A 21,432-nucleotide genomic window follows, 5' to 3' on the forward strand; every position below is an offset into this window, starting at 1 on the left:
ATAGAAAGCCTGTGCCCGGCCGCTCTTACCGCGCGGCCGGGCACAGGCTTTCTTATATTATGAGATTCCGCCCTTACAGATCCACGACGACACCGGGGTTGAGGATGTTGTTGGGGTCGAAGGCCCGTTTGATACTGCGCATGATCTCCAGAACATGGGGGGTGTATTGCAGCTCCATATAGGGCTTCCGGGTCTTGCCGGTACCGTGCTCGGCGGTGACGGTCCCGCCGTACTTCAGGGCCGACTTGTAGATGTCGCGGCGCATATCGTCGGCCCAGTCGGGCACCTTTCCATCCACCATGAGGATGAAGTTATGGAAGTTGCCGTCAGCCACATGGCCAAAGCGGGGGCTGCGGGTGCCATACTTCTCGGCGATGGCATCGATGTCCCGGAGCAGGTCGCCGATGTGGGCCACGGGAACGGCGGTGTCCAAAGAATCCACAAACTCCGGCTTGAAGACCTCATAGATATCGGAGCGGATCTCCAGAATGTTGCGCTGTTCCTTCTCATTTTCGGCGATGACGGAGCCCACAGCGCCGTTGTTCTCGCAGATCTCGGCGATGGTCCCGGCGGTCTCGTAGAGGGCGTCCTCCGTGGCCTCCTCCACCATGTAGATGAGGTCGATCTTTCCCTCGTCGTTCATGGGCCAGGTCTTGCTGATACGTTTGGCTGTCTCTGTCGCGATATCGCGGTCCATGTACTCCACCGCCAGGGGGATGATGCCGGCCTTCTGTACCTCGCCCACCGACTTGACGGCGGAATCGACATCCTTGAAGGAGCAGACCAGCGCCCCGGTGTAGTCCAGGCGGGGATAGAGCTTCAGCGTGGCCTCCAGAACGACGGCCAACGTGCCCTCGGAGCCCACCAGCAGGTGCATCAGGTCATAGCCCATGTTGTTCTTCACCAGCTTGCCGCCCAGCTGTACGATATCGCCGTTGGGCAGGCAGACCTTCAGTCCCTTGACATAGCTGCGCATGATGCCGTGCTTCACCGCCCGGACGCCGCCGGCGTTCTCGATGCACATGCCGCCCACCTGAGCGCCCTCATCGCCGGGATGGCAGGGGAAATAGAGGGCGTGGACATGCTCGTTGAGGTAGTCGTTGAGCTTGGCCAGGGTCACGCCGGTCTGGCAGGTAATCATCATGTTGGTCTCATCCACCTCCACGATGTCCTTGAATCGCTCCATGGACATGATGACGGAGGGGACAGTGGGGATGGCCGCGCCGCAGGCGCCGGTGCCGCCGCCCCGGGGGATGATGGGCGTCTTGGTCTCGTTGGCCCACTTGAGGATGGCGGAGACCTCCTCGTAGGTACCGGGCCGGACCACCAGACAGTCCTCACAGGCCGTGGGACGGACATATTCCTCCGTCTCGTCATAAAGGTAGCCGGACACATCCTCCCTGGAGGAGTAGACATAGTCCTTACCGCAGATCCCAATCAGCGCATCGATGAATTCCTGTTTCATTTCTGTTCTTACCCCTTTCTATTCCTGCGATCATTCCGCATTTTGAGCAGCTTCCTTGCCGAGGACCTTTTTCTTATAAATCTGAGTGACGATTGCATTCACCACGCCGATGGCCATGATGATCGCCGCATAGATGAAGATGTTCCGATAGCCGTCGTTTCCGTACTTATCCAGCCAGTAGCCGAAGAGGACGAAAATGAAGAGGTCGGGACAATAGCCGATGGCGCAGACCACGCCAGAGGTGGTGCCTGCATACTTTCTGGGTATTTTCAGCTCCGAGGGGACTGCAAACATACAGCCCCGGGCCATGTAGGTGAGCACGCCGGCGCAGAGCGTGAGCACGGTGAGCACAGCCGCGCTGGTGCCTGCGGGTACGAACATGAAAATGAGCACAATGGCAACCGCCGCCGCCAGAGAGACGCCCACAACCTTGGACACTGAGTGGATCTTATCACCCAGCCAGCCGCCCACAGGAGCACCGATGAAGCGGGTTCCGTACTGGCGGATGATGGCGATGGCGCCGGTACCGGCCAGCGAGACCCCCAGCACGTTGCTGAAATAGGGCGTGTAGTAGGAGAGCGTGCAGTACATGGTGTAGGTGGTGAAGACGGCAATACCCGACATCCAGGTGCGGGGGTTGAGGACGATGCTCACCCAGTCCCGGATGGTCATTTTCGCGTTGATGTTGCTCTCGCCGCCGTTCTCCTCGCTGGGCTTGCCGGGGTCGGGGACAAGGATGGCCAGCGCGATGAGGGAGAGTACGCCCAGGACCGCATAGCCGATGATGGCGGCCTTCAGGCCGTTGGTGCCGAAGTGGTCGTTGGCAAACTTGGCAAAGAGGAAGAGGGCGATGAAGTTGACGATCACGTTGGTGATGCCGCAGAAGGACTCCGTCAGGCCGAAAATGGTGCCCTGCTGGTGCTCGCTGCCCACCAGGCGGGTGAGCTTGGTGTGGGCCGGGAAATAGAGGAACAGGGCAAAGAAGGCGAAGCCGGCCCAGATGATGAGGGCAAAGTTATAGGTCATGTTGAGGACGAAGAGCACGTTGAGCACGCAGATCACGCCCACAGCAAGCAGATAGATTTTCTTCGTGTTGAACTTGTCGCTGAGCATGCCGCCGAAGGGGGCCAGCAGGTTTCCGATGCCAAAAATGGTGATGAGGTAGCCCAGCTGCTGCTGGGTGCAGCCCAACGTCCCCACCAGGGAATCATAGAACACATACTGAACGAAGGGGGTCGCGTAGACAATGGTGTAGCCCAAGCCGAGGAAAAAAATGATGGCGAGCTGACGAAGGCTCAGCTTGCTGTTCTGCTTCTCCGCAGTACTCATACAAAACTCCTCACTCTCTGAACAGTCGTTCTGATTTTATAGGTCAGGCTGCTCCCGAGCCTGCATCCATTTGGGTGGGACACCTCAAACCGCGGCTCAGCTCCGTGCCGCCAGGCAGGCCAGCGCAATAGAATTGAGCTTGATCTCCGGGGTATCGGCTCTGGAGCCCAGGATCACAGGGTGTGTGGCTCCCAGCACGATGCCCGCCCAGCGGCATTTGCACAGGTGGATCCAAGATTTGCCCATGATGTTCCCCGCCTCCATATTGGGGAAGATCACAACATCCGTCTCACCGGTGATCTTGCTGTCGATCTTCTTGTGGGCCGCGGCATGGGGGTCAAAGGCCACGTCAAAAGCGATGGGCCCTTCAATGATACAGGGCAGCTCAGGCCCCAGTCCGCCGCCGCGGACATACTCCACAAGGCCAGCCGCATCCACTGTGGACTGGATCTTCGGGTCCAGCATCTCGTTGGCCGTCAGGGCGGCCACCCTGGGGTTTTCCACGCCGATGGACTTGACGGCCAGGAGGATATTCTTCAAAATATCCTTTTTCTGTTCCAGATCAGGGGCAACGTTGATGCCGCTGTCGGAGCAGTAGACCAGCTTATGGTAGCCGGGGGCCTCGTACACCGCCATCATGGACAGCAGCCGCCCGGTGCGCAGGCCGTGCTCCTTGTTGAGAATGCCGCGCATATAGATGCTGGTATTCACCAGTCCCTTCATCAGGACCTGGGCGCCGCCCTCCCGCACCGCTTTGACGGCCACGGCTACGGCCTCCTCCTCCCCATGGGCCTCCAGAATATCCAGCGGCTTGAGGCCGATGGCGTCGCAGATGCCGCCCACCGCCTTGGGATCGCCCGTCAGGACCGGGCGCACAAAGCCCAGATCCGCCGCCGCCTTGACCGCCCGGAGCAGCTCCTCGTCCTCCGCAGCCGCCACGCTGACGGTAAAGGGCTCAATGGAGCGTACCTTTTCAAGGACTTCATCAAAGTTTTTCAGCATATGCCCTTCCCTCCTCTATTTTTCTTTTTGGAACTATGTTCTGAATCGTAGAGAATAAAAACGCCAAACAGTGCAAGCACAATGGACAGCAGCGGGTTGATATAATTGAACAGAGCAAATTTCCAGTACTCTCCGGCAGTTACGCCCAATGTAGCGGCGATGAACACACCGCTGGTAGACCATGGCACGAACACCTGGGTCAAGGTGCCGCCCTCCTCCAACAGACGAGAGAGCATGTTGAGCCGAATCCCCCGTTCCTGAAATGCCTCCCGGTACAGGTTGCCGTTTACTACAATGCTGAGGTACACCTCGCCCATGGATACATTGCCCAGAGTCGTACTGGCAATGACCAGCGGAACCATGAGCCGATCCGACTTCACCCGGGAGACCACCACCTCAATGATCTTGTGGAGGTATCCCACCTGCTCCAGCACACCGCCAAAGGATATGGCGATACAGGATAGGGAGAAGGTATACATCATGCCCTGGACGCCGCCCCGCAGGAGGAGGGTATCCACCAGATCCACACCGGTTGGCTCCACATAGCCGTAGTTGAGGCCCAGGATAACCTCCTTGAGTGGGGTTCCCTGGACCACGCAGGCCAGGATGACTGCCAAAAGGCTGCCCAGGACCATACCGGGAATGGCCGGAAAGTGAAGCAGATTGAGGGCCAGCAGCACCACCACCGGAACCAGCAGCACCGGATGGATGACAAACCGTCCAGCCAGGGTCTCGGAAAAGAGCGCAATGGTGGATTGGTCCACATCCCCCGACTGGTAGCTCAGCCCAATGATTGTGAACAGAACCAGCGTAATGATATAGGCCGGGATCGTGGTCTGCCACATAGCATTGATATGCTCATACAGGGTCGTCCCCGACGCGGCCGGCGCCAGATTGGTGGTGTCAGACATGGGCGACATCTTATCTCCAAAGAAGGAGCCCGAGATGACCATACCAGCGGTAAGGGGCGCCGGGATGCCCATGCCGGCGCCGATCCCCATCATGGCAAGGCCCATGGTACCCAGCGTACCCCAGGAGGTGCCGATGGACAGAGATACAACGGAGCACAGAATCAACCCCAGGGGAAGGAAGAACTTTGGTGTAAGGTACTGTAAACCATAGTAGATCAAGGTAGGCACCGTGCCGGAGAAGATCCACGAGGCAACGATGATGCCGATGAAGATGAAGATAATCATGGCCGACATGGACTGTCCCAAGGTCTTCTTCATGCACTCCACCAAGTCGTTGAAGCTGTAACCCAAGGTGGCCGACATCAGACAGATGAAGACCAGGTCGATCAAAAGAATGATGTGGATGTCATACTCCAGCACCACCACGCCAAACAGAAGAAACGCAATGGCGATACCAAAGACCAGGAAGGACATGGCTGTACTGGGACTGCGCTTTGTTTGCTGCGGGTCAGACATATTCGGATGCATCTCCTTTTTACCTAAAATCCCGCGCCACACGTTGGTCCGCGTCACCGGCCATGCTCCCGTCACACAAGCCTGTCATCGGACCGGACAAAGCGGCTCAAGGATAGCTCAAAGCCTCTTCCTCCCCGCGGAGGACCCGGAGCGCACCCAGGGCAAGGGCTTCCATCTCAAATTCTCCGGCCACGACCTCCAAGGGCGCCAGGAAGGCCGTCATGCGGCCCACTTCGCGGACCACATAGTCGGAGTGGGCGATGCCGCCGGTGAGAACGATCCGGTCCACCTTCCCATCAAAGGCCGCAGCATAGGAGCAGATCTCCTTGGCAATGGCGTAGACGTAGGCTTCATAGACCAGTCTGGCCTTCTCGTCTCCCTGTTCCATCCGGTGCTCCACCTCCTGGGCGTCTTTGGTGCCCAGATAGTCGTACATACCGCCCACCGAGCTGAGCTTGGCCACCAGCTCTTTGTGGGTGTACTTCCCGGAGTAGCACAGCTCCACCAGGGGATAGGTGGGCAGGCCGCCGCTGCGCTCGGGCGAGAAGGGTCCGTTGGTGCGCCCGCCGCTGCCGTCGATCATCCGGCCATGCTTGTGGGCCACGATGGAGTTGCCCGAGCCCAGATGGGCCACAATGAGATCACATGCTTCATAGGGCTTCCCCACCCGCTCGGCCGCCCAGCGGGCCACCGCCTTATGGTTGAGTGCGTGGAACCAGCTGGGACGCTCCAGGTCGGAAATGCCGGAGACCCGCGCCATGGGCATGAGCTCATCCACTGAGACCGGATCCACCACGAAGGAGGGGACCCCCAGCTCGTCGCCGATCTCCTTGGCCAGCACCGAACCCAGGTTGGAGGGATGCTCCCCGTGAACGGCGCTGCGCATGTCCTCCACCATGCGGTCATTCACCGCATAGGTGCCGCCGGGGATGGGCTCCATCAGTCCGCCTCGTCCCGCTACGGCAGAGAGCTCCTCCAGCTTGACACCCTGCTCTGTCACCGCCCGTAGAATGAGCTCCTTTCGGTAGGCAAACTGATCGAATACCTGGCGAAAGGGCTTCAGGTCCTCTGCCGTGTGGGTGATGTTGGTTTTGAAAAGCTGCTTCTCATCCTCAAAAACCGCAATTTTTGTGGAAGTGCCGCCTGGATTGATAACCAGGATCTTCATGATTCCCTTCCTCCGCTTCCCAGAAGTTGTTCCATTCAATAGAACTATGTTCTGATAATTACAGAAAAGAAAGAAACGCTTTGCGCTTCTTCCCATCACATTGCTGAGCATACCCCTGTTCTGTGGAAAAGTCAAGCATACTTTTTGTACAAAATCACCACGCATTTTTATGCACCTAAAACCTGTGTCCCATGTGGCGGAACAAAAATCAGGTGTCAAAAGTTACTGGAAATTTCCCTGGCGATCCGTTTGACGGCTTCGATCCGCTCTTCAATGTCACCGGAGAGCATTCGGCTGGTGGGGCCGGAAAGGCTGATGGCCGCCACCGCCTCCCCCTTTTGGTTCAGAATGGGAGCTCCGATGCACGTCAGTCCGTACTCCAGCTCCTCGTGGTCCATGGCGTAGCCCCGCTCCCAGACCTTGGCCAGCTCGGTCCGCAGACCGGCCACTGTGGTGATGGTGTGCTCTGTATGGGAGTGCATCGGATGGCTTTCATAGACGCTCAGGTCAATGTCGGGACTGTAAGCCAACAGGCATTTGCCCACCGAGGAGCAGTAGCACTCGCTGCTGGACCCCACAGGCGGGTTAACGGTCAGGACCTGCCGGCCGCTCTCCTCCTTCAGGATGATGACGCTGCGATAGACGTCATCCGGGTTGCGCTCCAGGATGGAGACATTGACCACCTCGCAGTAGGCGTCATAGAGCTTTTTTGCATAGGGGCGGACGATCTCCGGCAGCCCCATCCGATTTTCCACGCCTTTGCCCAGGACAAACAGGCGGTTTCCCAGCCAGTATTTCTCTGTCTCCGGATTTTTCCGCACAAAGCCCCGGTTTTCCAGCGTCACCAGCGTCCGGTAAACGGTGCTCTTATACACCCCAAGGTCTGCCGCGATCTTGGTGATGCTCGTCTCCTTTCCCTCGTGATGGAGATAAATCATGATCTCCAACGCCCGATCCACCGACTGGATGATGTCTGACATGCGGCATTCCCCCTATTTCTTGTTTGGTTTACGGAACTATTAAACTACACTTCAAAACAAGTGTCAAGCGGTTCCGTACAGCGAAACAACTTTGTCACCCGTCTTTTTTTCTCCCGGGGAGGTCTTGACAACGGCTGCTGGCAGGTGTATGCTCTAAATATCGGAACAACGTTCTATTGTTCAGAACAAATTGAATGGAGGGTCCCAGATGAAGGTCGAAATCAACCGGGCGCGGTGCAAGGAGTGCGGCCTTTGCATCCACAACTGCCCCAAGAAGTGCATCAGTAAGTCGGGTGAGCTCAACGACGCCGGTTATTATCCGGTGCAGATCGACGACGACGCCTGCATTGGCTGCGGCATCTGCTACACCGTCTGCCCTGACGGCGTATTCCACGTTCTGGGCTGAGCCTGCGGAAAGCGGAAAGGAGTATATACGACATGGCTGAAATGATGAAAGGCAACGAGGCCATCGCGGAGGCCGCCGTCCGGGCAGGCGCGCGGTTCTACGCTGGCTATCCCATCACCCCTTCCAGTGAGATTATGGAATATCTGTCCTGGCGCATGGAGGAGGTCGGCGGCTCCTTCGTTCAGGCCGAAAGCGAGCTGGCCGGCATCAACATGGTGATCGGCGCCTCGGCCTGCGGCGTGCGGGCCCTCACCGCCTCCTCCGGCCCGGGTATCTCTCTCAAGCAAGAGGGCATCTCTACCCTCTGCGACGAGGGGCTCCCCGCCGTGGTCATCACCCAGGTCCGCTATGGCAACGGCCTGGGCACCCTCTTCACCGCCCAGTGTGACTACAACCGCGAGACCCGCGGCGGTGGTCAGGGCGACTACCGCTGCATCGTCCTGTGCCCCTCCTCCGTGCAGGAGTTCGTGGACCTGATGGCGCCCGCCTATGAGCTCTCCGAGAAGTACCGCATCGTGGTCATCATGATGGGCGAGGGTACCCTGGGTCAGATGATGGAGCCGGTCACGCTCCCCGATTTTGTGGAGACCAAGCGGACTCCCTGGGCCCTCACCGGCAAATACGACTACAAGAAGATCGGCATCTTCGAGCGCGATTCCCGCAAGGAGGCCGTAGAGCTGCGGGAGAAGTACGACGCCATCAAGGAAAATGAGCAGCGCTGGTTTGACGAGGGCATCGAGGACGCCGATTACGTCTTCGTGGCCTACGGCGTGCCCGGTCGGGCCACCCTGGGCGCCATCCGCGAGCTGCGGGCTGAGGGGGAAAAGGTGGGGCTCATCCGTCCCATCACCGCCTGGCCCTTCCCGGAAAAGGCATTTGCCAAGATCAACCCGGCCTGCAAGGGCGTCATCACCGTGGAGGAGAACGCCACCGGGCAGCTGGTGGACGACGCCGCCCTCTTCATCAAGAAGACCCACAAGGACCGGAATATCCCCGCCTACGCCCTTACCTACGTTTACAATACGCCCCCCATCCGCAGCATCAAGGCGGATTATTTCCGGATCAAGAACGGCGAAGTAAAGGAGGTCTATTGATATGGCCGCTACCCGTGAAAGAAAGGTCCCTGCCCTGGTGGACAAACCCATGGACTTTTGTCCCGGCTGCGGGCATGGTATCGTCAGCCGGCTGATTATGGAGGCTCTGGAGGAGCTGGACCAGCTGAACAACATCATCTTCCCCATCGGCGTGGGCTGCTCCTCCAACCTGGGCGCCGGTCTGGAATGTGACCGCCTCCACTGCTGCCATGGCCGCGCTGGCGCAGTGGCCACCGGCATGAAGCGGGTGAGTCCCGACACCCTGGTGGTCTCCTACCAGGGCGACGGAGACGCCTACAACATCGGCATCGCCGAGACCTTCAACGCCGCCTACCGCAATGAAAACATCACCGTCATCGTCATCAACAACACCAACTTCGGCATGACCGGCGGCCAGATGTCTCTGACCACCATGGAGGGCCAGAAGACCTCCACCTCCGTCCATGGCCGCGACTGCTCCGTCACCGGCTATCCCATCCGCTTCCCGGAGATCGTGGCCCGGGAATTCCCCGGCGCCGCCTATGCCGCCCGGGGCACCGTCACCACCCCCGCCAACATCAACAAGCTGAAGGGATACATCAAAAACGCCCTCCAGGCCCAGCTCAACCACGAGGGCTACTCCATCGTGGAAGTGCTCTCCCCCTGCCCCATCAACTGGGGCCTCTCCCCCGTCAAGGCCATGGAGCGCATCGAGCAGGAGCTGATCCCCTACTATCCCATCGGCGAATTCAAGAAGAGAGGAGAGGAGCAGAAGTGAGAGAGATCGTGTTTGCCGGCTCCGGCGGTCAGGGCGTACTGACCGTTGGCCTCATCATTTCCGACATCGCCGCCACCGAGGGCCTGAATGTCACCTGGGTCCCCTCCTATGGCTCCGCCATGCGGGGCGGCACCGCCAACTGTACGGTGAAGTACTGTGCGGAAAACTACATCTATAACCCCTCCCAGGAGCAGCCCGACCTGCTGCTGGCCATGAATGAGCCCTCCCTCCACATGTTCCTGCCCATGGTCGCCCCCGGCGGCACCGTGCTGGTGGGCGATACCGTCACCATTCCCGCCGACGCCAGGCAGGATGTGACCTACGTCCACGTCAACTGCACCGAGATCGCCACCAGTCTGGGCAACCCCAAGGGTGCCAATGTGGTCATGACCGGCGCCATCGTCAAGCTGATGGGTGACTTCTCCAGGGAGGCCGCCATCGCCGCCATGAACCACATGTTTGAGAAGAAGGGCAAGGCCAAATTCAACGAGTCCAACGCCAAAGCCTTCGACGCCGGCTACAACGCCGTGGAGTGCCTGTCCGACGCCTCCTGCGTCCGCTGACGCGCTTCCGGTCCTCTGCGCCGGGAACCTCCCCCTTTCCATTCTGCAAGCCGCCTGACCGAATTGGGTCAGGCGGCTTTTGTTTCCTCTCACTCCAAATCACAGCAGTCCTGGAAAGATCCGTTCCTTGTCTCAACCAACTATTTTCGGTACAATCGGAATATCTACACCAGAGACAAGGAGAACTCTATGGCTTTCCCAACCACATTTCTGCGGCGGACAGTCCTCCTCTTCGCTGCGCTCACCCTGCTGCGCCCCCCGGCTGGGGCTGTCCCAGCCAGTACATACGCTCCACCGGACACCACCGTGGTGGGCTACTATGCCGGCTGGTCAGCTTACCAGGGCTATCGGACCTCCGACATCCCTGCCGAGCTGTTGACCCATATCAACTATGCCTTTGCCGTGATCGACCCGGACAGCGGCGTCCTGACTCTGGGCGACCCCAAGCTGGATGAAAAGAACCTCGCCGCCCTCCGGGCCCTGCGGACCGAGCATCCCCACCTGAAGCTCCTCCTGTCGGCGGGCGGCTGGGACGACTCCGCCCGCTTCTCTGATGTGGCCGCTACCGCCGCCAGTCGGTCCGCCTTTGCCCGGAGCTGTGCTGAGCTTCTCTCCGCCCACAGCCTGGACGGCATCGATCTGGACTGGGAATACCCTGTCTCCGGCGGTGCCCCCGGCACAGTCCACCGCCCCCAGGACAGACAGAACTTCACCCTCCTCCTCCGGGCCGTCCGGCAGGCGCTGGACCGCCAGGGCCAGCGGGACGGCAGAGACTACCAGCTCACTGTGGCCGGCGCGGCGGGGACCTGGTACCTGGACAACATCCAGCCCGCCGCCGTGGCGGAGATCGTGGACCACATTTTCCTCATGGCCTACGACATCCACGGACCCTGGGACAGCTATGCCGATTTTAACGCCCCCCTTTATCCCCCGTCGTCCCCGGCTCCCCACCACCAGAGCAGCGTCAGCGGCAGCGCAGCCGCCTACCTGGAACAGGGCGTGCCCGCCGACAAGCTGGTGCTGGGCATGCCCCTCTACGGCTACCGCTACAACGGCGTCCGTGGAGAGGGGCTTTACAGTCTCTTCACCTCCGCCCGCTCCATCCCCTATGACGCCCTGGTGGAGACCTATCTTTCCGATCCGGCCTACCGCCAGTTCTACCACACCGAAGCCCGGGTCCCCTACCTCCGCGGCAGAGACAGCTTCCTCTCCTACGACGATCCCCGGTCCATCGCCGAAAAGGCCGCCCTGGCCCAGGAGCTGGACCTTCAGGGCATCGGCTTCTGGGAGCTCTCTCAGGACAGAACGGCTGTGCTCATTGAGAGCGCCGTCGCCCAACTAAAGGGCGGTACCTTCTCCGATGTGCCAGCCGACGCCTGGTATGCCGCCGCCGTGGCCTTTGTCCAGGCGCGGGGCTGGATGACCGGCACCACCCCCGCCCGCTTCTCCCCGGAGCTGCCCGTCACCCGGGGCATGGCGGCCACCGTCCTCCACCGCATGGCCGGCTCCCCTGCAGCCGGGGACCGTGCCTTCCCCGATGTAGCCGAGGACGCCTACTGCCGTCAGGCCGTGGCCTGGGCGGCAGAGGCCGGCGTCGTACTGGGCTATGACGATGGCCGCTTCGGTCCGGAGGACCTGGTCACCCGGGAGCAGCTGGCCGCCCTGCTGTACCGCTATGCGAGCTTTCAGGGCTGGGACACCTCCGGCCGGGCCAGTCTCTCCGGCTATACCGACGCCGCGCTGGTGAGCCCCTACGCCAGGACCGCCGTGTCCTGGGCGGTGGACGCCGGCCTTCTTACCGGGCGCTCCGCCGCCGCGCTGGTCCCCGACGGCACCGCCAGCCGGGCAGAGCTGGCCGTGATCCTGGAACGATTTTCCCTGTGCCTTCCGACAGCCTGAGCCGACATGATAGAAAAAAAGCCGCAGGTCCGATGGCTCGGACCTGCGGCTTTTGACTTGGATTTACTTCACAACGGCGATGGCCTCAATTTCGATTTTGGCATTCTTGGGCAGGGCGGCCACGGCAAAGCAGGACCGCGCGGGACAGGGCTGGGGGAAGACAGCGGCATAGACCTCATTCACGGCGGCGAAGTCGGCGATGTCCGCCAGGAAGATGGTGGTCTTGACCACCTTCTCCACGGAGCTGCCGGCGGCCTCCAGCACGGCCTTCACGTTGGCCAGGGACTGCTTGGCCTGGGCGGCCACATCCTCGGGCATGGCGCCGGTGGCGGGGTCGATGGGCAGCTGACCGGACACGAAAACCAGTTCGCCGGTGGAGATGCCCTGGGAGTAGGGGCCGATGGCGGCGGGCGCCTGATCGGTCACGACGGGAGTTTTCACAGTGGATCGCCTCCAATAAAATATTGTTAATTCGATTATAATTTATTACATTTGATTTGTCAACCTATCTTTTGTATTGTGCTTTTGTCCCATCCGGTATAAAATAAAGGGGAATGAACCATATGCAGGCTTTTCCGCCGGAAAGGACGAGCGATCATGAGCAACCAAAGCAAGCTGTCGCCCTACCTCCCCATCGCGGCCTTCCTCAGCGCCGTGTGCGGGGACAGCTATGAGGTCATCCTTCACGACGTCTCGGAGCCCGAGTCTTCGGTGCTGGCCATCTTCAACGGCCATCTCAGTGGCCGGAAGGTGGGCGACCCCATGACTGAGCTGGCCAGGAGCCTGGTGCGGGAGAAGGTCTATCTGGAGCGGGATTTCGTCTCCAATTACGAGGGCCGGACCCGGAACGGCAAGCAGTTCGTCTCCTCCACCTACTTCATCAAGGAGGAGGGGGAGCTGCTGGGGCTCATCTGTGTCAACCACGACATCTCCGACCTCACCGCCCTCTCCAGCCACCTCCAAAACCTGCTCACCGCTTTCTCCGTCCCCGGCCAGCGCCCCGCCCAGGCCCCCTATACCGAAGAGCTGGACGACTCCATCCCCGGGCTCTCCTCCACCCTCATCCACAATACCGTCCTCCGGCAGGGGGTCCCCGCCGGACGGATGACGGCCCAGGAAAAGGAGGCCCTCATCGAGGCCCTGGACCGGCAGGGGGTCTTCTCCACCAAGGGATCGGTGGGACAGGCGGCCCGGGAGCTGGACATCTCCGAGCCCACGGTCTACCGCTACCTCCGCCGCATCCGAAACCGCTGAGCCGATATGAAACAGCCGCCGCGCTTCCGCCCAACACGGGCTGGAAGCGCGGCGGCTTGTTTTGTTTTCACTTGCTCATGCAAAGGTCTCCCGAATGACCCGGCAGGTCTTCTCATAGGCCCCGTCGATCTCGGGCATGAGGGCCATGGCGCCCGTCCAGTCCTCCGCCCGCAGCAGGGCCACCTGCGTGGCGAGCAGATCAAACAGGCCCGTCATGGACAGATTTCCGCACACGCCCTTCATGCTGTGGGAGGCGGCGACGGCCCCCTCCCGGTCTCCGGCGGCCTGGGCCTCCTTCAGTTTTCCATAGTTGGGATCGTCCAGGAATTTTTTCAAAAAACGCTCCAGCAACATCTCATTGTTCATGAAGCGGCCCAGAGCCCCCTGCACGTCGATGCCCACCGACTCCAGGCATTTCTGTTTTTCCTGATCCATTTCTTTCCGCGCCTCCTTCCCAGTTTGCTCACATTATAATACTGATTTCCCTTTGCCGCAAGCCCGAAGCGGCCTTCTCCCCCCTGTGCCGGGCAAAAAGGGCTCAGAAAAACTTCTCCAGATAGCCCATCACAAAGATGACCAGGACGATGAGGGGCAGGACGTAGGTGAAGTAGACCCGCAGCTTGGCGGGGAACCGGACCCCCTTGCCCTGGTCGGCCTCCTTCAGGAAGTTCTCATAGCCCCAGGCGTACTTTTTGGAGACCACGCAGAACAGCAGATAGAGCAGGGAGCCCAGGGGCAGCAGGTTCTGGGAGACGATGAAATCCTCCAGGTCCAGAACCCCGCTGCCCGGCCCAAAGGGCTGGAAGCCAGAGAGGACATTGAAGCCCAGCAGGCAGGGCAGGCTCAACAGGAAGATGAGGACCAGGTTGGCCCACACCGCCTTGCGCCGGGAGACCTGCCACCTGTCCATCCAGCAGGAGAGGATGTTCTCAAAGACGGCGGTAACAGTGCTCATGGCGGCAAAGGACATGAACACAAAGAAGAGAGCGCCCCAGAGCCGCCCGCCGGGCATCTCATTGAAGATGTTGGGCAGGGTGACAAAGATGAGGTTGGGACCGGAGTCGGGCTGGACTCCGAAGGCGAAGGCCGAGGGGAAGATAATGAGACCAGAAACGAAGGCCACGCAGGTATCCAGCACGGTGATGTTGATGACCTCTCCCATCAGGCTGCGCTCCCGGCCAATATAGCTGCCGAAAATGGCCATGGCGCCGATGCCCAGGCTCAGGGTGAAAAATGCCTGACCCATGGCGGCGTAGACGGCCTCACCCAGGCGGAAGTTGCCCTCGGCGTCGAACATCAGGTGCTGGAAGTTGGGCTTGAGGTAGAACTCCAGACCGGCGGCGGCCCCGGGCAGGGTGACGGCCCGGACGGCCAGCACCACCAGCAGACACAGCAGGCAGAGCATCATGGCCTTGTTGATCTTCTCCACGCCATTTTTCAGGCCCCGGCTGCAAATCAGCATGCCCAGCACCACCACCAGGGCCATAAAGACGGTCTGGAGCACCGGGTCGGCGGTGACAGCGCCAAACTCCGCGCCCACGCCGGCGGCGTCCAGCCCCACAAAGTCGCCCTTGAGCATCTTGACGAAGTAGAGGATGAGCCAGCCGGCGATGGTGGTATAAAACATCATGAGCAGGTAGTTGCCCGCCATGCCGAACCAGCCGTACCAATGCCACTTTGTCCCCTTGGGCTCCAGGACCTGAAAGGAGCACAGGATGCTCCTCTGGCTGGCCCGGCCCACGGAGAACTCCATGACCATGATGGGCAGACCCATGATGACCAGGAAAAACAGATACACCAGCACGAAGGCAGCGCCGCCGTACTGGCCCACGATATAGGGGAAGCGCCACACATTTCCAAGTCCAATGGCGCAGCCGGCTGAGATCAGGATAAAACCCAGCCGGGACGAAAACTTCTCTCTCTCCAAAACCTTGTTCCTCCAATTTCTCAAACAAATGGTCCAGACGCAAGGCGACGGGGCGTCGAGAGCGCCGGTCGGAAATGGGTGCCCCATGTCCGGCGTCCTCGACGGCCCGCCCGTCCTCACATATGTTCCGTTCAGTGTCCCGCCTTGAGCTTGGCCATGGCGGCCTTGGCGGCGTTCTGTTCGGCCTCCTTCTTGCTCCGGCCCTCGCCGGCGCCGATGGGGGCTCCATCCAGGTCCACCTCCACAGAGAAGACCTTGGCGTGGTCAGGGCCGCTCTCGCCCATCAGGCGATAGCTCAGCACCCGGCCGCTCTCCCGCTGCACCAGCTCCTGGAGGGCCGTCTTGAAGTCCCGGATGGCCCCCTCCTGTTCCCGCTCGTTGTTGGTCAGGATGAAGTGAGTGATGAGCTTCCGGGCGGAGCCGATGCCCCCGTCCAGGTACACGGCGGCGATGACCGCCTCCACGGCGTCCGCCTGGATGGAGGGCCGCTTCCGGCCGCCGCCGGCGTCCTCGCCCCGGCCCAGCTTGAGGTACTGCCCCAGCTCCAGCCGGGCGGCCACCTCCACCAGACTGTCCTCACAGACCAGGGCGGCCCGGGTCCGGGTGAGCTCCCCCTCCGGCATGTCCGGGTGGGCGCGGTAGAGGTGATCTGCCACCACCATTCCAAGCACGGAGTCCCCCAAAAATTCCAGTCGTTCGTTGCTGGTCTCCCCCCGGCTCTTGTTCTCGTTGGCATAGGAGCTGTGGGTCAGCGCGTTTTCCAGCAGAGAACGGTCCCGAAAGGTATAGCCCAGCTTTTCTTCCAGTTTTTCCATGTCTGTTCCACCTCCTTATACGCAAAGAGAGGCCCCGCTTGAGCGGGGCCTCCTGAGTAACGTCTGCTCAGGCGTCCAGCTTGTTCTGGAGATAGTTCACCAGGTCGCCCACGGTGGCGATGCCGGAGATATCCTCCTCGCTCATCTCGGACACGCCGAACTCCTCCTCCAGGGCCATGGAGAGCTCCACAATGTCCAGGGAATCGGCCCCCAGATCCTCGGCAAAGGTGGTGTCCATGGTGATGGTATCGGCCTCCACGGTGAACTGTTCCGCAATAAGGTCACACAGCTTCTCAAAAATCATTTACGATCGACTCCTTAAACAGGATTATTTACACACACATAATAGGGATATTTTCCCGTACTGTCAATAGGTTCTTTCAAATTTCCGTCTTGACGCCGCCATTGGGCTTCTCCAGACGCATGTGATCGATGTTTTCCGCCACGTCGTCGATGATGCCGGAGGAGGCAAAGAGGGCCGCCTGACGGATGGCATTCTTAATGGCGTAGTCGTCGGAGGAGCCATGGGCCTTGATGACCGGCTTGGAGATGCCCACCAGGGCGGTCCCCCCCACCTCGCCGGCGTCCATGAGCTTCTTGAAGCGCATCAGGCCGTCTTTGACGCACAGCGCGCCCAGCTTGGTGACGAAGCTCTTCTTGAACATAGCCTTGAGCTCCCGGGCCAGGAAGCCGCCGGTGCCCTCCATGGTCTTCAGGAAGATGTTGCCGGAGTAGCCGTCGGAGACGATGACGTCCACCTCGCCGTAGACCGCCTCCCGGGCCTCGATGTTGCCCACGAAGTTGATGCGCCCCTCCTGGCCGGCCTTGGTGAGGAGGGCGTGGGCCTCCCGCTGGAGGTCGGTGCCCTTGGAGGGCTCCGCGCCGATGTTCAGAAGGCCCACCTTTGGCTCAGGCCGGCCCAGGATGCGCTCGGCGTAGTAGGAGCCCATGAAGGCGAACTGGAGCAGGTACTCCGGGGTACACTCAGCGGTGGCGCCGGCGTCGATGAGGATGGCCCCGCCCTTTCCCGTGGGCACCACGGGGGCCAGGGCCGCCCGGCGGATGCCCTTGATCCGCTTGACCATCAGGGTGGCGGCGGAGAGGAGGGCCCCGGTGCTGCCGGCGGAGACGAAGGCATCCCCCTTCCCCTCCTTCAACAGGTTGAGCCCCACGGTGAGGGAGGAGTCCTTTTTCTCCTTGAAGGCGGTAGCCGGGTTGTCGCACATCTCCACCACCTGGTCGGCGTGGGCGATCTCCAGCCCGGCGGGCAGGGTGTCCATGCCGTCGTCCTTCAAACAGCGGAGGATGTCCTCCCCCCGGCCCACCAGGATGACCTCCACCCCCTGCTCCTTGATGGCCGCCACAGCCCCCCGGACGTTGCTCTGGGGGGCGTTGTCGCCGCCCATGGCGTCTACGATGATCTTCATGAGATCCCTCTTTTCTGCATTTTCATAAGTGACCGCGCCCTATGTTTCGGTATCCTCCGTCCGCAAGGGGCGCTGCTCGTCGGTCAGTCCCAGGAGATAGTCGGCGGTGATATTGTAATGTTCACACAGCTGGGCCAGTTTGGCAAGGGTCGTGGCACCGCGCCCATTCTCTATCTCTCCAACTTGATTCGGAGAAACCCCCAAGAGGGCCGCCAGTTCCTTTTGTGTCTCCTTTGCCCCTTTGCGCAGCTTCCTTAATCGGAGTCCAAATAACTCGTTATGGTACATGGCGTCCCCCTTGACAATCCCAATAAAACCATGTATATTAAAGACATGGTTTTATTGGGGGTATTTCCGATGCTTGACTTTCCGTATCGTTTTCTTCCTCCCTGCGCCCAAGGAGATAATCGGCGGAGACGTTATAGTGCTCACAAATGGCGCAAAACCGCTCCAAAGTCGTGGTTTTTGTCCCCTTTTCCATCTCGCTCACCTGATTGGTGGAAACTCCGATGGATTGGGCCAGCTGAGCCTGTGACTCACCGGCCTTTTTCCTCAGCTCCCGGAGCCGAGCACGAAATATACCCCGATCAAACATATAATCTCCTTGGTGGTTAATCTTTTAGATGATATTATATATTCACCTAAAAGATGATGCACATAGAAGGCTATTCTCCTGTCACACTTGTTTTCTCCGTGAGCCCAAGGAGGTAGTCAGCAGACACCTCAAAAAAGACGCAGAGGTCATACAGCCGGGCCATAGAAGTAGCTGAGTTACCCTTTTCCATGTCACCCACCTGCGTACTGGTAATGCCCATCGCCTTACCTAGCTGGGATGCTGTCATACCTTTTTCCTCTCGCAAACGGTGAAGTCGGGTACCAAATATTTTTTTGTCAAACACAGCAATTCCCCCTTGCGTTTTCAGATTTAATCTGATATCCTGTATTCAGATTAAATCTCATATTTGTGAGGTGTTTCCGATGCTTGACTATATCCATGAACTCTATCTGCTGGAGAGCGAGAGCAACCGTCTCCCCTTCCGGGAGGAGGGGGACTACCGGGCTGTCTCGCTGGAGCTGGACCGTTGCTGCACCCAGATCCAGACGGCCATGGGCGGCGCGTTTTTTGAGGCATACTACGACCTGCTGGCCCAGCAGAGGGACCTGGAGGGCCTGGCCTGCTTCCGCCACGGCTTCCGTCTGGCGGCGCGGCTGCTGGGGTAAACGCCACAGCCCCACCCCGTCATCCTGAGGCGCAGCCGAAGGATCCGTCATCCCCGTCCCCTCTGCGCGAAAAGAAAGCGGATTCTTCGCTTCGCTCAGAATGACCAGGGAAAACATAATGACGGGGGAAAACTGCGTCATCCTGAGGCGCAGCCGAAGGATCCGTCACCCCCGTTCCTCTCTGCGCGAAAAGAAAGCGGATTCTTCGCTTCGCTCAGAATGACCAGGGAAAACAGAATGACGGAGGAAAACTGCGTCATCCTGAGGCGCAGCCGAAGGATCCGTCATCCCCGTCCCCTCTGCGCGAAAAGAAAGCGGATTCTTCGCTTCGCTCAGAATGACCAGGGAGAACAGAACGACGGGGGAATAAAATGCTGGGGAAAAAGAATGGTGAGTGGAAGGGTTCAGACCTCCAGCCCCGCCAAAATCTCCAGCGCCCGGCGGCTCAATTCGGCATTTTTATTGCGCTTGCCCTTTACCTTGTAGCCCAGGGGCGGGATGATGCCGAAGTTCACATTCATGGGCTGGAACTGCTCCACCGTCTCATTGGAGACATAGAGGGCCAGCGCGCCCAGAGCGGTCTCCTGGGGGAAGTCCACCGGGGGCCTGCCCTGGAGCCGCCGGGCCAGCTCCACCGCCGCCACAAAGCCGGAGGCGGTGGATTCCACATAGCCCTCCACCCCGGTGATCTGTCCGGCAAAGCAGATGCGCGGGTCGGCCTTGAGCCGGTAATACCGGTCCAGCAGCTTGGGGGAATTGAGGTAGGTGTTCCGGTGCATGACCCCGTAGCGGACAAACTCGGCGTTTTTCAGCGCCGGGATCATGGAGAAGACCCGCTTCTGCTCCGGCCACTTCAAATGGGTCTGAAAGCCCACCAGATTGTAGATGGAGCCCTGGGCGTTGTCCTTTCGGAGCTGCACCACGGCGTAGGGCTCCTTCCCCGTTTGGGGGTCCTTCAAGCCCCGGGGCTTGAGGGGGCCGTACCGCAGGGTATCCACCCCCCGCCGGGCCATGACCTCCACCGGCATACAGCCCTCGAAGACGTTCTGGTCCTCGAAGCCGTGGACCTCCGCCGCCTGGGCGGTGGTGAGGGCCTGCCAGAAGGCGGCGTACTCGGCCTCACTGAGGGCGCAGTTCACATAGTCCGCTGTGCCCTTGTCGTACCGGGAGGCGAACCAGGCATGGTCCATGTCCAGGCTCTCAAAGGTCACCAGGGGGGCGGCGGCGTCAAAAAAGCTCAGGTAGTCGGCGTGGACCTTCTCCTGGATGGCCGCCGCCAGGGCGTCCGAGGTGAGGGGGCCGGAGGCCAGGATCACGTTCTCCCCCTCCGGGATGGCGGTCACCTCCCCCTCCGTCACGGTGATGAGGGGGTGGCTCCGGATGCGCTCGGTGACGGCCCGGCTGAACCCCTCCCGGTCCACCGCCAGAGCGCCGCCGGCCTCCACCCGGTGCTCGTCGGCACAGGCGAGGATGAGGGAGGAGCACCGCCGCAGCTCCTCCTTCAACAGCCCCACGGCGTTCTCCAGCTGGTCGGAGCGCAGGGAGTTGGAGCACACCAGCTCCCCGAAGTCCGGGCTGTGGTGGGCGGGGGTCATCTTTTGGGGCTTCATCTCAAAGAGCGCCACCGGGATGCCCCGCTGGGCCAGCTGCCAGGCGGCCTCGCTCCCCGCCAGGCCCGCGCCGATGATTTTTACTGGTTGCATGGTCCCATCCTTCCCCGTCCGGGGCTCACGCCTCGTCCCCGTCGGTCTTTTTCGCCGCTGTCTTCTTGGCGGCGGTCTTCTTGGTCGTGGTCTTGGCCGTCGCGGCCTTCTTGGCGGCGGGCTTTTTTGCCGCTGCCGCCTTGGCAGTCGTCTTTTTCTCAGCGGGCTTTTTCTCCGCAGCAGTCTTTTTGGCGGTGGTCTTCTTGGCCGCCGTCTTTTTTGTCGTCTTCTTCTCGGCGGTCTCCTCCGCCGGAGCGCCCTCCCCCTCCTTGGGCTCGGCGGCCTTTTTCTTGTAGCCGCCCCGCTTGTCCTCGGGGGTGAAGTTGCCGCAGCCGGGATTGATGCAGAAGGGCTTCTTGAAGCCCCGGCCCGACTTTTTGAACATGGTCCAGCCGCACTCGGGGCAGTTGTCCTTCACCGGCACGTCCCAGGTCATAAAGTCGCACTGCGTGGCCTTGCTGCCCTCCTTGACCACGTTGAACTCGCAGCCGTAGTAGGTATAGCCCCGCTTGGAGGTCTTTTTCAAAATGCGCCCGCCGCACTTGGGGCATTTGCCCGGCATCTCCACCACGATGGGCTGGGTGAAGGTACACTCCGGGTAGCCAGGGCAGGCCAGGAACCGGCCGAACCGGCCCGATTTCACCACCAGCTGCCGGCCGCACACCGGGCAGATCTCCTCGCTGACCTCGTCGGGGATCTTGATGCGCTCCTGGTCCTGCTCGGCCTGCCGCAGCTCCTTTTCAAAGTCGCCGTAGAAGCTGCCCAGCAGGTCCTTCCAGTTCTCCCGGCCCTCCTCCACCTGGTCCAGACGCTCCTCCATCCTTGCGGTGAAGGTGGTGTCCACGATGTCGGGGAACTTGTCCTTCATAAGGCCGGTGACCACCTCGCCCAGGGGGGTGGTGCGCAGATACTTGCCCTCCTTCACCACATACTCCCGGTCCAGGATGGTGGAGATGGTGGGGGCGTAGGTGGAGGGGCGGCCAATGCCCTTCTCC

At 60.6% G+C, this 21,432-nt stretch carries 24 protein-coding genes; 7 read left to right on the forward strand and 17 right to left on the reverse strand.

All coding sequences use genetic code 11. The features are described from left to right. Positions 1-73: 73 nt before the first annotated feature. The 6 genes from Q0Y09_RS02565 to Q0Y09_RS02590 form a co-directional block, all read right to left on the reverse strand. On the reverse strand, positions 74-1,465 hold the full coding sequence (locus tag Q0Y09_RS02565) for an FAD-binding oxidoreductase (RefSeq protein ID WP_297717127.1): 1,392 nt from the start codon (positions 1,463-1,465) through the stop codon (positions 74-76). 30 nt (positions 1,466-1,495) lie between these two features. After that, entirely contained in the window at positions 1,496-2,794 is a 1,299-nt protein-coding gene (locus Q0Y09_RS02570) for an MFS transporter (protein WP_297717129.1), read from the reverse strand. 96 nt (positions 2,795-2,890) lie between these two features. After that, positions 2,891-3,796, reverse strand: a complete 906-nt coding sequence (locus Q0Y09_RS02575) for a phosphate acyltransferase (RefSeq protein WP_297717133.1) — start codon at positions 3,794-3,796, stop codon at positions 2,891-2,893. Continuing rightward, positions 3,790-5,223, reverse strand: a complete 1,434-nt coding sequence (gene nhaC / locus Q0Y09_RS02580; RefSeq protein WP_297717135.1) for a Na+/H+ antiporter NhaC — start codon at positions 5,221-5,223, stop codon at positions 3,790-3,792. The genes Q0Y09_RS02575 and nhaC overlap by 7 nt, the downstream gene beginning before the upstream one ends. 106 nt (positions 5,224-5,329) lie before the next feature. After that, the gene (buk, locus tag Q0Y09_RS02585; protein ID WP_297717138.1) at positions 5,330-6,391 is read right to left on the reverse strand and encodes a butyrate kinase; all 1,062 of its coding nucleotides are present in this window, start codon (positions 6,389-6,391) and stop codon (positions 5,330-5,332) included. Positions 6,392-6,606: 215 nt separating this feature from the next. After that, positions 6,607-7,371 (reverse strand): IclR family transcriptional regulator, encoded by a 765-nt coding sequence (locus Q0Y09_RS02590; protein ID WP_297717141.1) that lies wholly within the window; start codon positions 7,369-7,371, stop codon positions 6,607-6,609. 208 nt (positions 7,372-7,579) lie between these two features. Between Q0Y09_RS02590 and Q0Y09_RS02595 the strand changes: the two genes are divergently transcribed. The 5 genes from Q0Y09_RS02595 (at position 7,580) to Q0Y09_RS02615 (ending at position 12,090) form a co-directional block, all read left to right on the forward strand. Next, a complete protein-coding gene (locus Q0Y09_RS02595; RefSeq protein WP_297717144.1) occupies positions 7,580-7,777 on the forward strand; it encodes a 4Fe-4S binding protein in 198 nt (65 codons plus the stop codon). 32 nt (positions 7,778-7,809) lie between these two features. After that, entirely contained in the window at positions 7,810-8,871 is a 1,062-nt protein-coding gene (locus tag Q0Y09_RS02600) for a 3-methyl-2-oxobutanoate dehydrogenase subunit beta (protein ID WP_297717147.1), read from the forward strand. Position 8,872: 1 nt separating this feature from the next. Then, the gene (locus tag Q0Y09_RS02605; RefSeq protein WP_297717150.1) at positions 8,873-9,628 is read left to right on the forward strand and encodes a thiamine pyrophosphate-dependent enzyme; all 756 of its coding nucleotides are present in this window, start codon (positions 8,873-8,875) and stop codon (positions 9,626-9,628) included. After that, the gene (locus Q0Y09_RS02610; protein ID WP_297717153.1) at positions 9,625-10,191 is read left to right on the forward strand and encodes a 2-oxoacid:acceptor oxidoreductase family protein; all 567 of its coding nucleotides are present in this window, start codon (positions 9,625-9,627) and stop codon (positions 10,189-10,191) included. Before Q0Y09_RS02605 ends, Q0Y09_RS02610 begins: the two co-directional genes overlap by 4 nt. A gap of 189 nt (positions 10,192-10,380) precedes the next feature. Beyond that, complete coding sequence (locus Q0Y09_RS02615; protein WP_297717156.1) at positions 10,381-12,090, forward strand: glycosyl hydrolase family 18 protein; 1,710 nt, start codon at positions 10,381-10,383, stop codon at positions 12,088-12,090. A 63-nt stretch (positions 12,091-12,153) separates the two neighbouring features. Here Q0Y09_RS02615 and Q0Y09_RS02620 read toward each other — a convergent pair whose 3' ends face one another. Further along, entirely contained in the window at positions 12,154-12,531 is a 378-nt protein-coding gene (locus Q0Y09_RS02620) for a RidA family protein (protein ID WP_297717159.1), read from the reverse strand. A 156-nt stretch (positions 12,532-12,687) separates the two neighbouring features. On the opposite strand from Q0Y09_RS02620, the gene Q0Y09_RS02625 reads away from it, so the two are divergent. Further along, a complete protein-coding gene (locus Q0Y09_RS02625; protein ID WP_297717162.1) occupies positions 12,688-13,344 on the forward strand; it encodes a PAS domain-containing protein in 657 nt (218 codons plus the stop codon). Between the two features lie 75 nt (positions 13,345-13,419). Here Q0Y09_RS02625 and Q0Y09_RS02630 read toward each other — a convergent pair whose 3' ends face one another. From Q0Y09_RS02630 to Q0Y09_RS02665, 8 genes are all read right to left on the reverse strand, one after another. Then, positions 13,420-13,779 carry an Hpt domain-containing protein gene (locus tag Q0Y09_RS02630; RefSeq protein WP_297717165.1) on the reverse strand — a complete coding sequence of 120 codons (360 nt, stop codon included), beginning with the start codon at positions 13,777-13,779 and terminating at the stop codon, positions 13,420-13,422. Between the two features lie 103 nt (positions 13,780-13,882). Further along, positions 13,883-15,271: a sodium-dependent transporter gene (locus Q0Y09_RS02635; protein ID WP_297717168.1), complete on the reverse strand. Its 1,389-nt coding sequence runs from the start codon at positions 15,269-15,271 to the stop codon at positions 13,883-13,885. A 131-nt stretch (positions 15,272-15,402) separates the two neighbouring features. Beyond that, positions 15,403-16,086, reverse strand: coding sequence for a ribonuclease III (gene rnc / locus Q0Y09_RS02640; RefSeq protein WP_297717172.1), 684 nt, complete (start codon positions 16,084-16,086; stop codon positions 15,403-15,405). Positions 16,087-16,153: 67 nt separating this feature from the next. Beyond that, entirely contained in the window at positions 16,154-16,390 is a 237-nt protein-coding gene (acpP, locus tag Q0Y09_RS02645) for an acyl carrier protein (RefSeq protein WP_297717176.1), read from the reverse strand. A 76-nt stretch (positions 16,391-16,466) separates the two neighbouring features. Further along, the gene (gene plsX / locus Q0Y09_RS02650; RefSeq protein WP_297717179.1) at positions 16,467-17,513 is read right to left on the reverse strand and encodes a phosphate acyltransferase PlsX; all 1,047 of its coding nucleotides are present in this window, start codon (positions 17,511-17,513) and stop codon (positions 16,467-16,469) included. A gap of 39 nt (positions 17,514-17,552) precedes the next feature. Next, a complete protein-coding gene (locus tag Q0Y09_RS02655; RefSeq protein ID WP_297717184.1) occupies positions 17,553-17,801 on the reverse strand; it encodes a helix-turn-helix transcriptional regulator in 249 nt (82 codons plus the stop codon). Positions 17,802-17,838: 37 nt separating this feature from the next. After that, positions 17,839-18,108 (reverse strand): helix-turn-helix transcriptional regulator, encoded by a 270-nt coding sequence (locus Q0Y09_RS02660; RefSeq protein ID WP_297717187.1) that lies wholly within the window; start codon positions 18,106-18,108, stop codon positions 17,839-17,841. Positions 18,109-18,178: 70 nt separating this feature from the next. After that, positions 18,179-18,412: a helix-turn-helix transcriptional regulator gene (locus tag Q0Y09_RS02665; protein WP_297717190.1), complete on the reverse strand. Its 234-nt coding sequence runs from the start codon at positions 18,410-18,412 to the stop codon at positions 18,179-18,181. 79 nt (positions 18,413-18,491) lie between these two features. Between Q0Y09_RS02665 and Q0Y09_RS02670 the strand changes: the two genes are divergently transcribed. Next, on the forward strand, positions 18,492-18,734 hold the full coding sequence (locus Q0Y09_RS02670; RefSeq protein WP_297717193.1) for a DUF6809 family protein: 243 nt from the start codon (positions 18,492-18,494) through the stop codon (positions 18,732-18,734). 404 nt (positions 18,735-19,138) lie between these two features. Here the strand turns inward: Q0Y09_RS02670 and trmFO are convergent, their stop codons facing one another. Both trmFO and Q0Y09_RS02680 read right to left on the reverse strand, forming a co-directional pair. Then, positions 19,139-20,437 carry a methylenetetrahydrofolate--tRNA-(uracil(54)-C(5))-methyltransferase (FADH(2)-oxidizing) TrmFO gene (gene trmFO, locus Q0Y09_RS02675; protein ID WP_297717196.1) on the reverse strand — a complete coding sequence of 433 codons (1,299 nt, stop codon included), beginning with the start codon at positions 20,435-20,437 and terminating at the stop codon, positions 19,139-19,141. Between the two features lie 25 nt (positions 20,438-20,462). Further along, the coding region (locus Q0Y09_RS02680) for a DNA topoisomerase (RefSeq protein WP_297717199.1) at positions 20,463-21,432 on the reverse strand (970 nt) is incomplete at its 5' end.

It is taken from the genome of Intestinimonas sp., from assembly GCF_026169115.1.
In the GTDB taxonomy this organism is placed as follows: domain Bacteria; phylum Bacillota; class Clostridia; order Oscillospirales; family Oscillospiraceae; genus Intestinimonas.

Coding starts and splice junctions, on each gene's coding strand:
- nhaC (WP_297717135.1), bottom strand. CDS start 5,223: ATGTCTGACCCGCAGCAAACAAAGCGCAGTCCCAGTACAGCCATGTCC.
- Q0Y09_RS02570 (WP_297717129.1), bottom strand. CDS start 2,794: ATGAGTACTGCGGAGAAGCAGAACAGCAAGCTGAGCCTTCGTCAGCTC.
- buk (WP_297717138.1), bottom strand. CDS start 6,391: ATGAAGATCCTGGTTATCAATCCAGGCGGCACTTCCACAAAAATTGCG.
- plsX (WP_297717179.1), bottom strand. CDS start 17,513: ATGAAGATCATCGTAGACGCCATGGGCGGCGACAACGCCCCCCAGAGC.
- Q0Y09_RS02575 (WP_297717133.1), bottom strand. CDS start 3,796: ATGCTGAAAAACTTTGATGAAGTCCTTGAAAAGGTACGCTCCATTGAG.
- Q0Y09_RS02565 (WP_297717127.1), bottom strand. CDS start 1,465: ATGAAACAGGAATTCATCGATGCGCTGATTGGGATCTGCGGTAAGGAC.
- Q0Y09_RS02615 (WP_297717156.1), top strand. CDS start 10,381: ATGGCTTTCCCAACCACATTTCTGCGGCGGACAGTCCTCCTCTTCGCT.
- Q0Y09_RS02625 (WP_297717162.1), top strand. CDS start 12,688: ATGAGCAACCAAAGCAAGCTGTCGCCCTACCTCCCCATCGCGGCCTTC.
- acpP (WP_297717176.1), bottom strand. CDS start 16,390: ATGATTTTTGAGAAGCTGTGTGACCTTATTGCGGAACAGTTCACCGTG.
- Q0Y09_RS02595 (WP_297717144.1), top strand. CDS start 7,580: ATGAAGGTCGAAATCAACCGGGCGCGGTGCAAGGAGTGCGGCCTTTGC.
- trmFO (WP_297717196.1), bottom strand. CDS start 20,437: ATGCAACCAGTAAAAATCATCGGCGCGGGCCTGGCGGGGAGCGAGGCC.
- Q0Y09_RS02590 (WP_297717141.1), bottom strand. CDS start 7,371: ATGTCAGACATCATCCAGTCGGTGGATCGGGCGTTGGAGATCATGATT.
- Q0Y09_RS02660 (WP_297717187.1), bottom strand. CDS start 18,108: ATGTTTGATCGGGGTATATTTCGTGCTCGGCTCCGGGAGCTGAGGAAA.
- Q0Y09_RS02670 (WP_297717193.1), top strand. CDS start 18,492: ATGCTTGACTATATCCATGAACTCTATCTGCTGGAGAGCGAGAGCAAC.
- Q0Y09_RS02600 (WP_297717147.1), top strand. CDS start 7,810: ATGGCTGAAATGATGAAAGGCAACGAGGCCATCGCGGAGGCCGCCGTC.
- Q0Y09_RS02630 (WP_297717165.1), bottom strand. CDS start 13,779: ATGGATCAGGAAAAACAGAAATGCCTGGAGTCGGTGGGCATCGACGTG.
- Q0Y09_RS02655 (WP_297717184.1), bottom strand. CDS start 17,801: ATGTACCATAACGAGTTATTTGGACTCCGATTAAGGAAGCTGCGCAAA.
- rnc (WP_297717172.1), bottom strand. CDS start 16,086: ATGGAAAAACTGGAAGAAAAGCTGGGCTATACCTTTCGGGACCGTTCT.
- Q0Y09_RS02605 (WP_297717150.1), top strand. CDS start 8,873: ATGGCCGCTACCCGTGAAAGAAAGGTCCCTGCCCTGGTGGACAAACCC.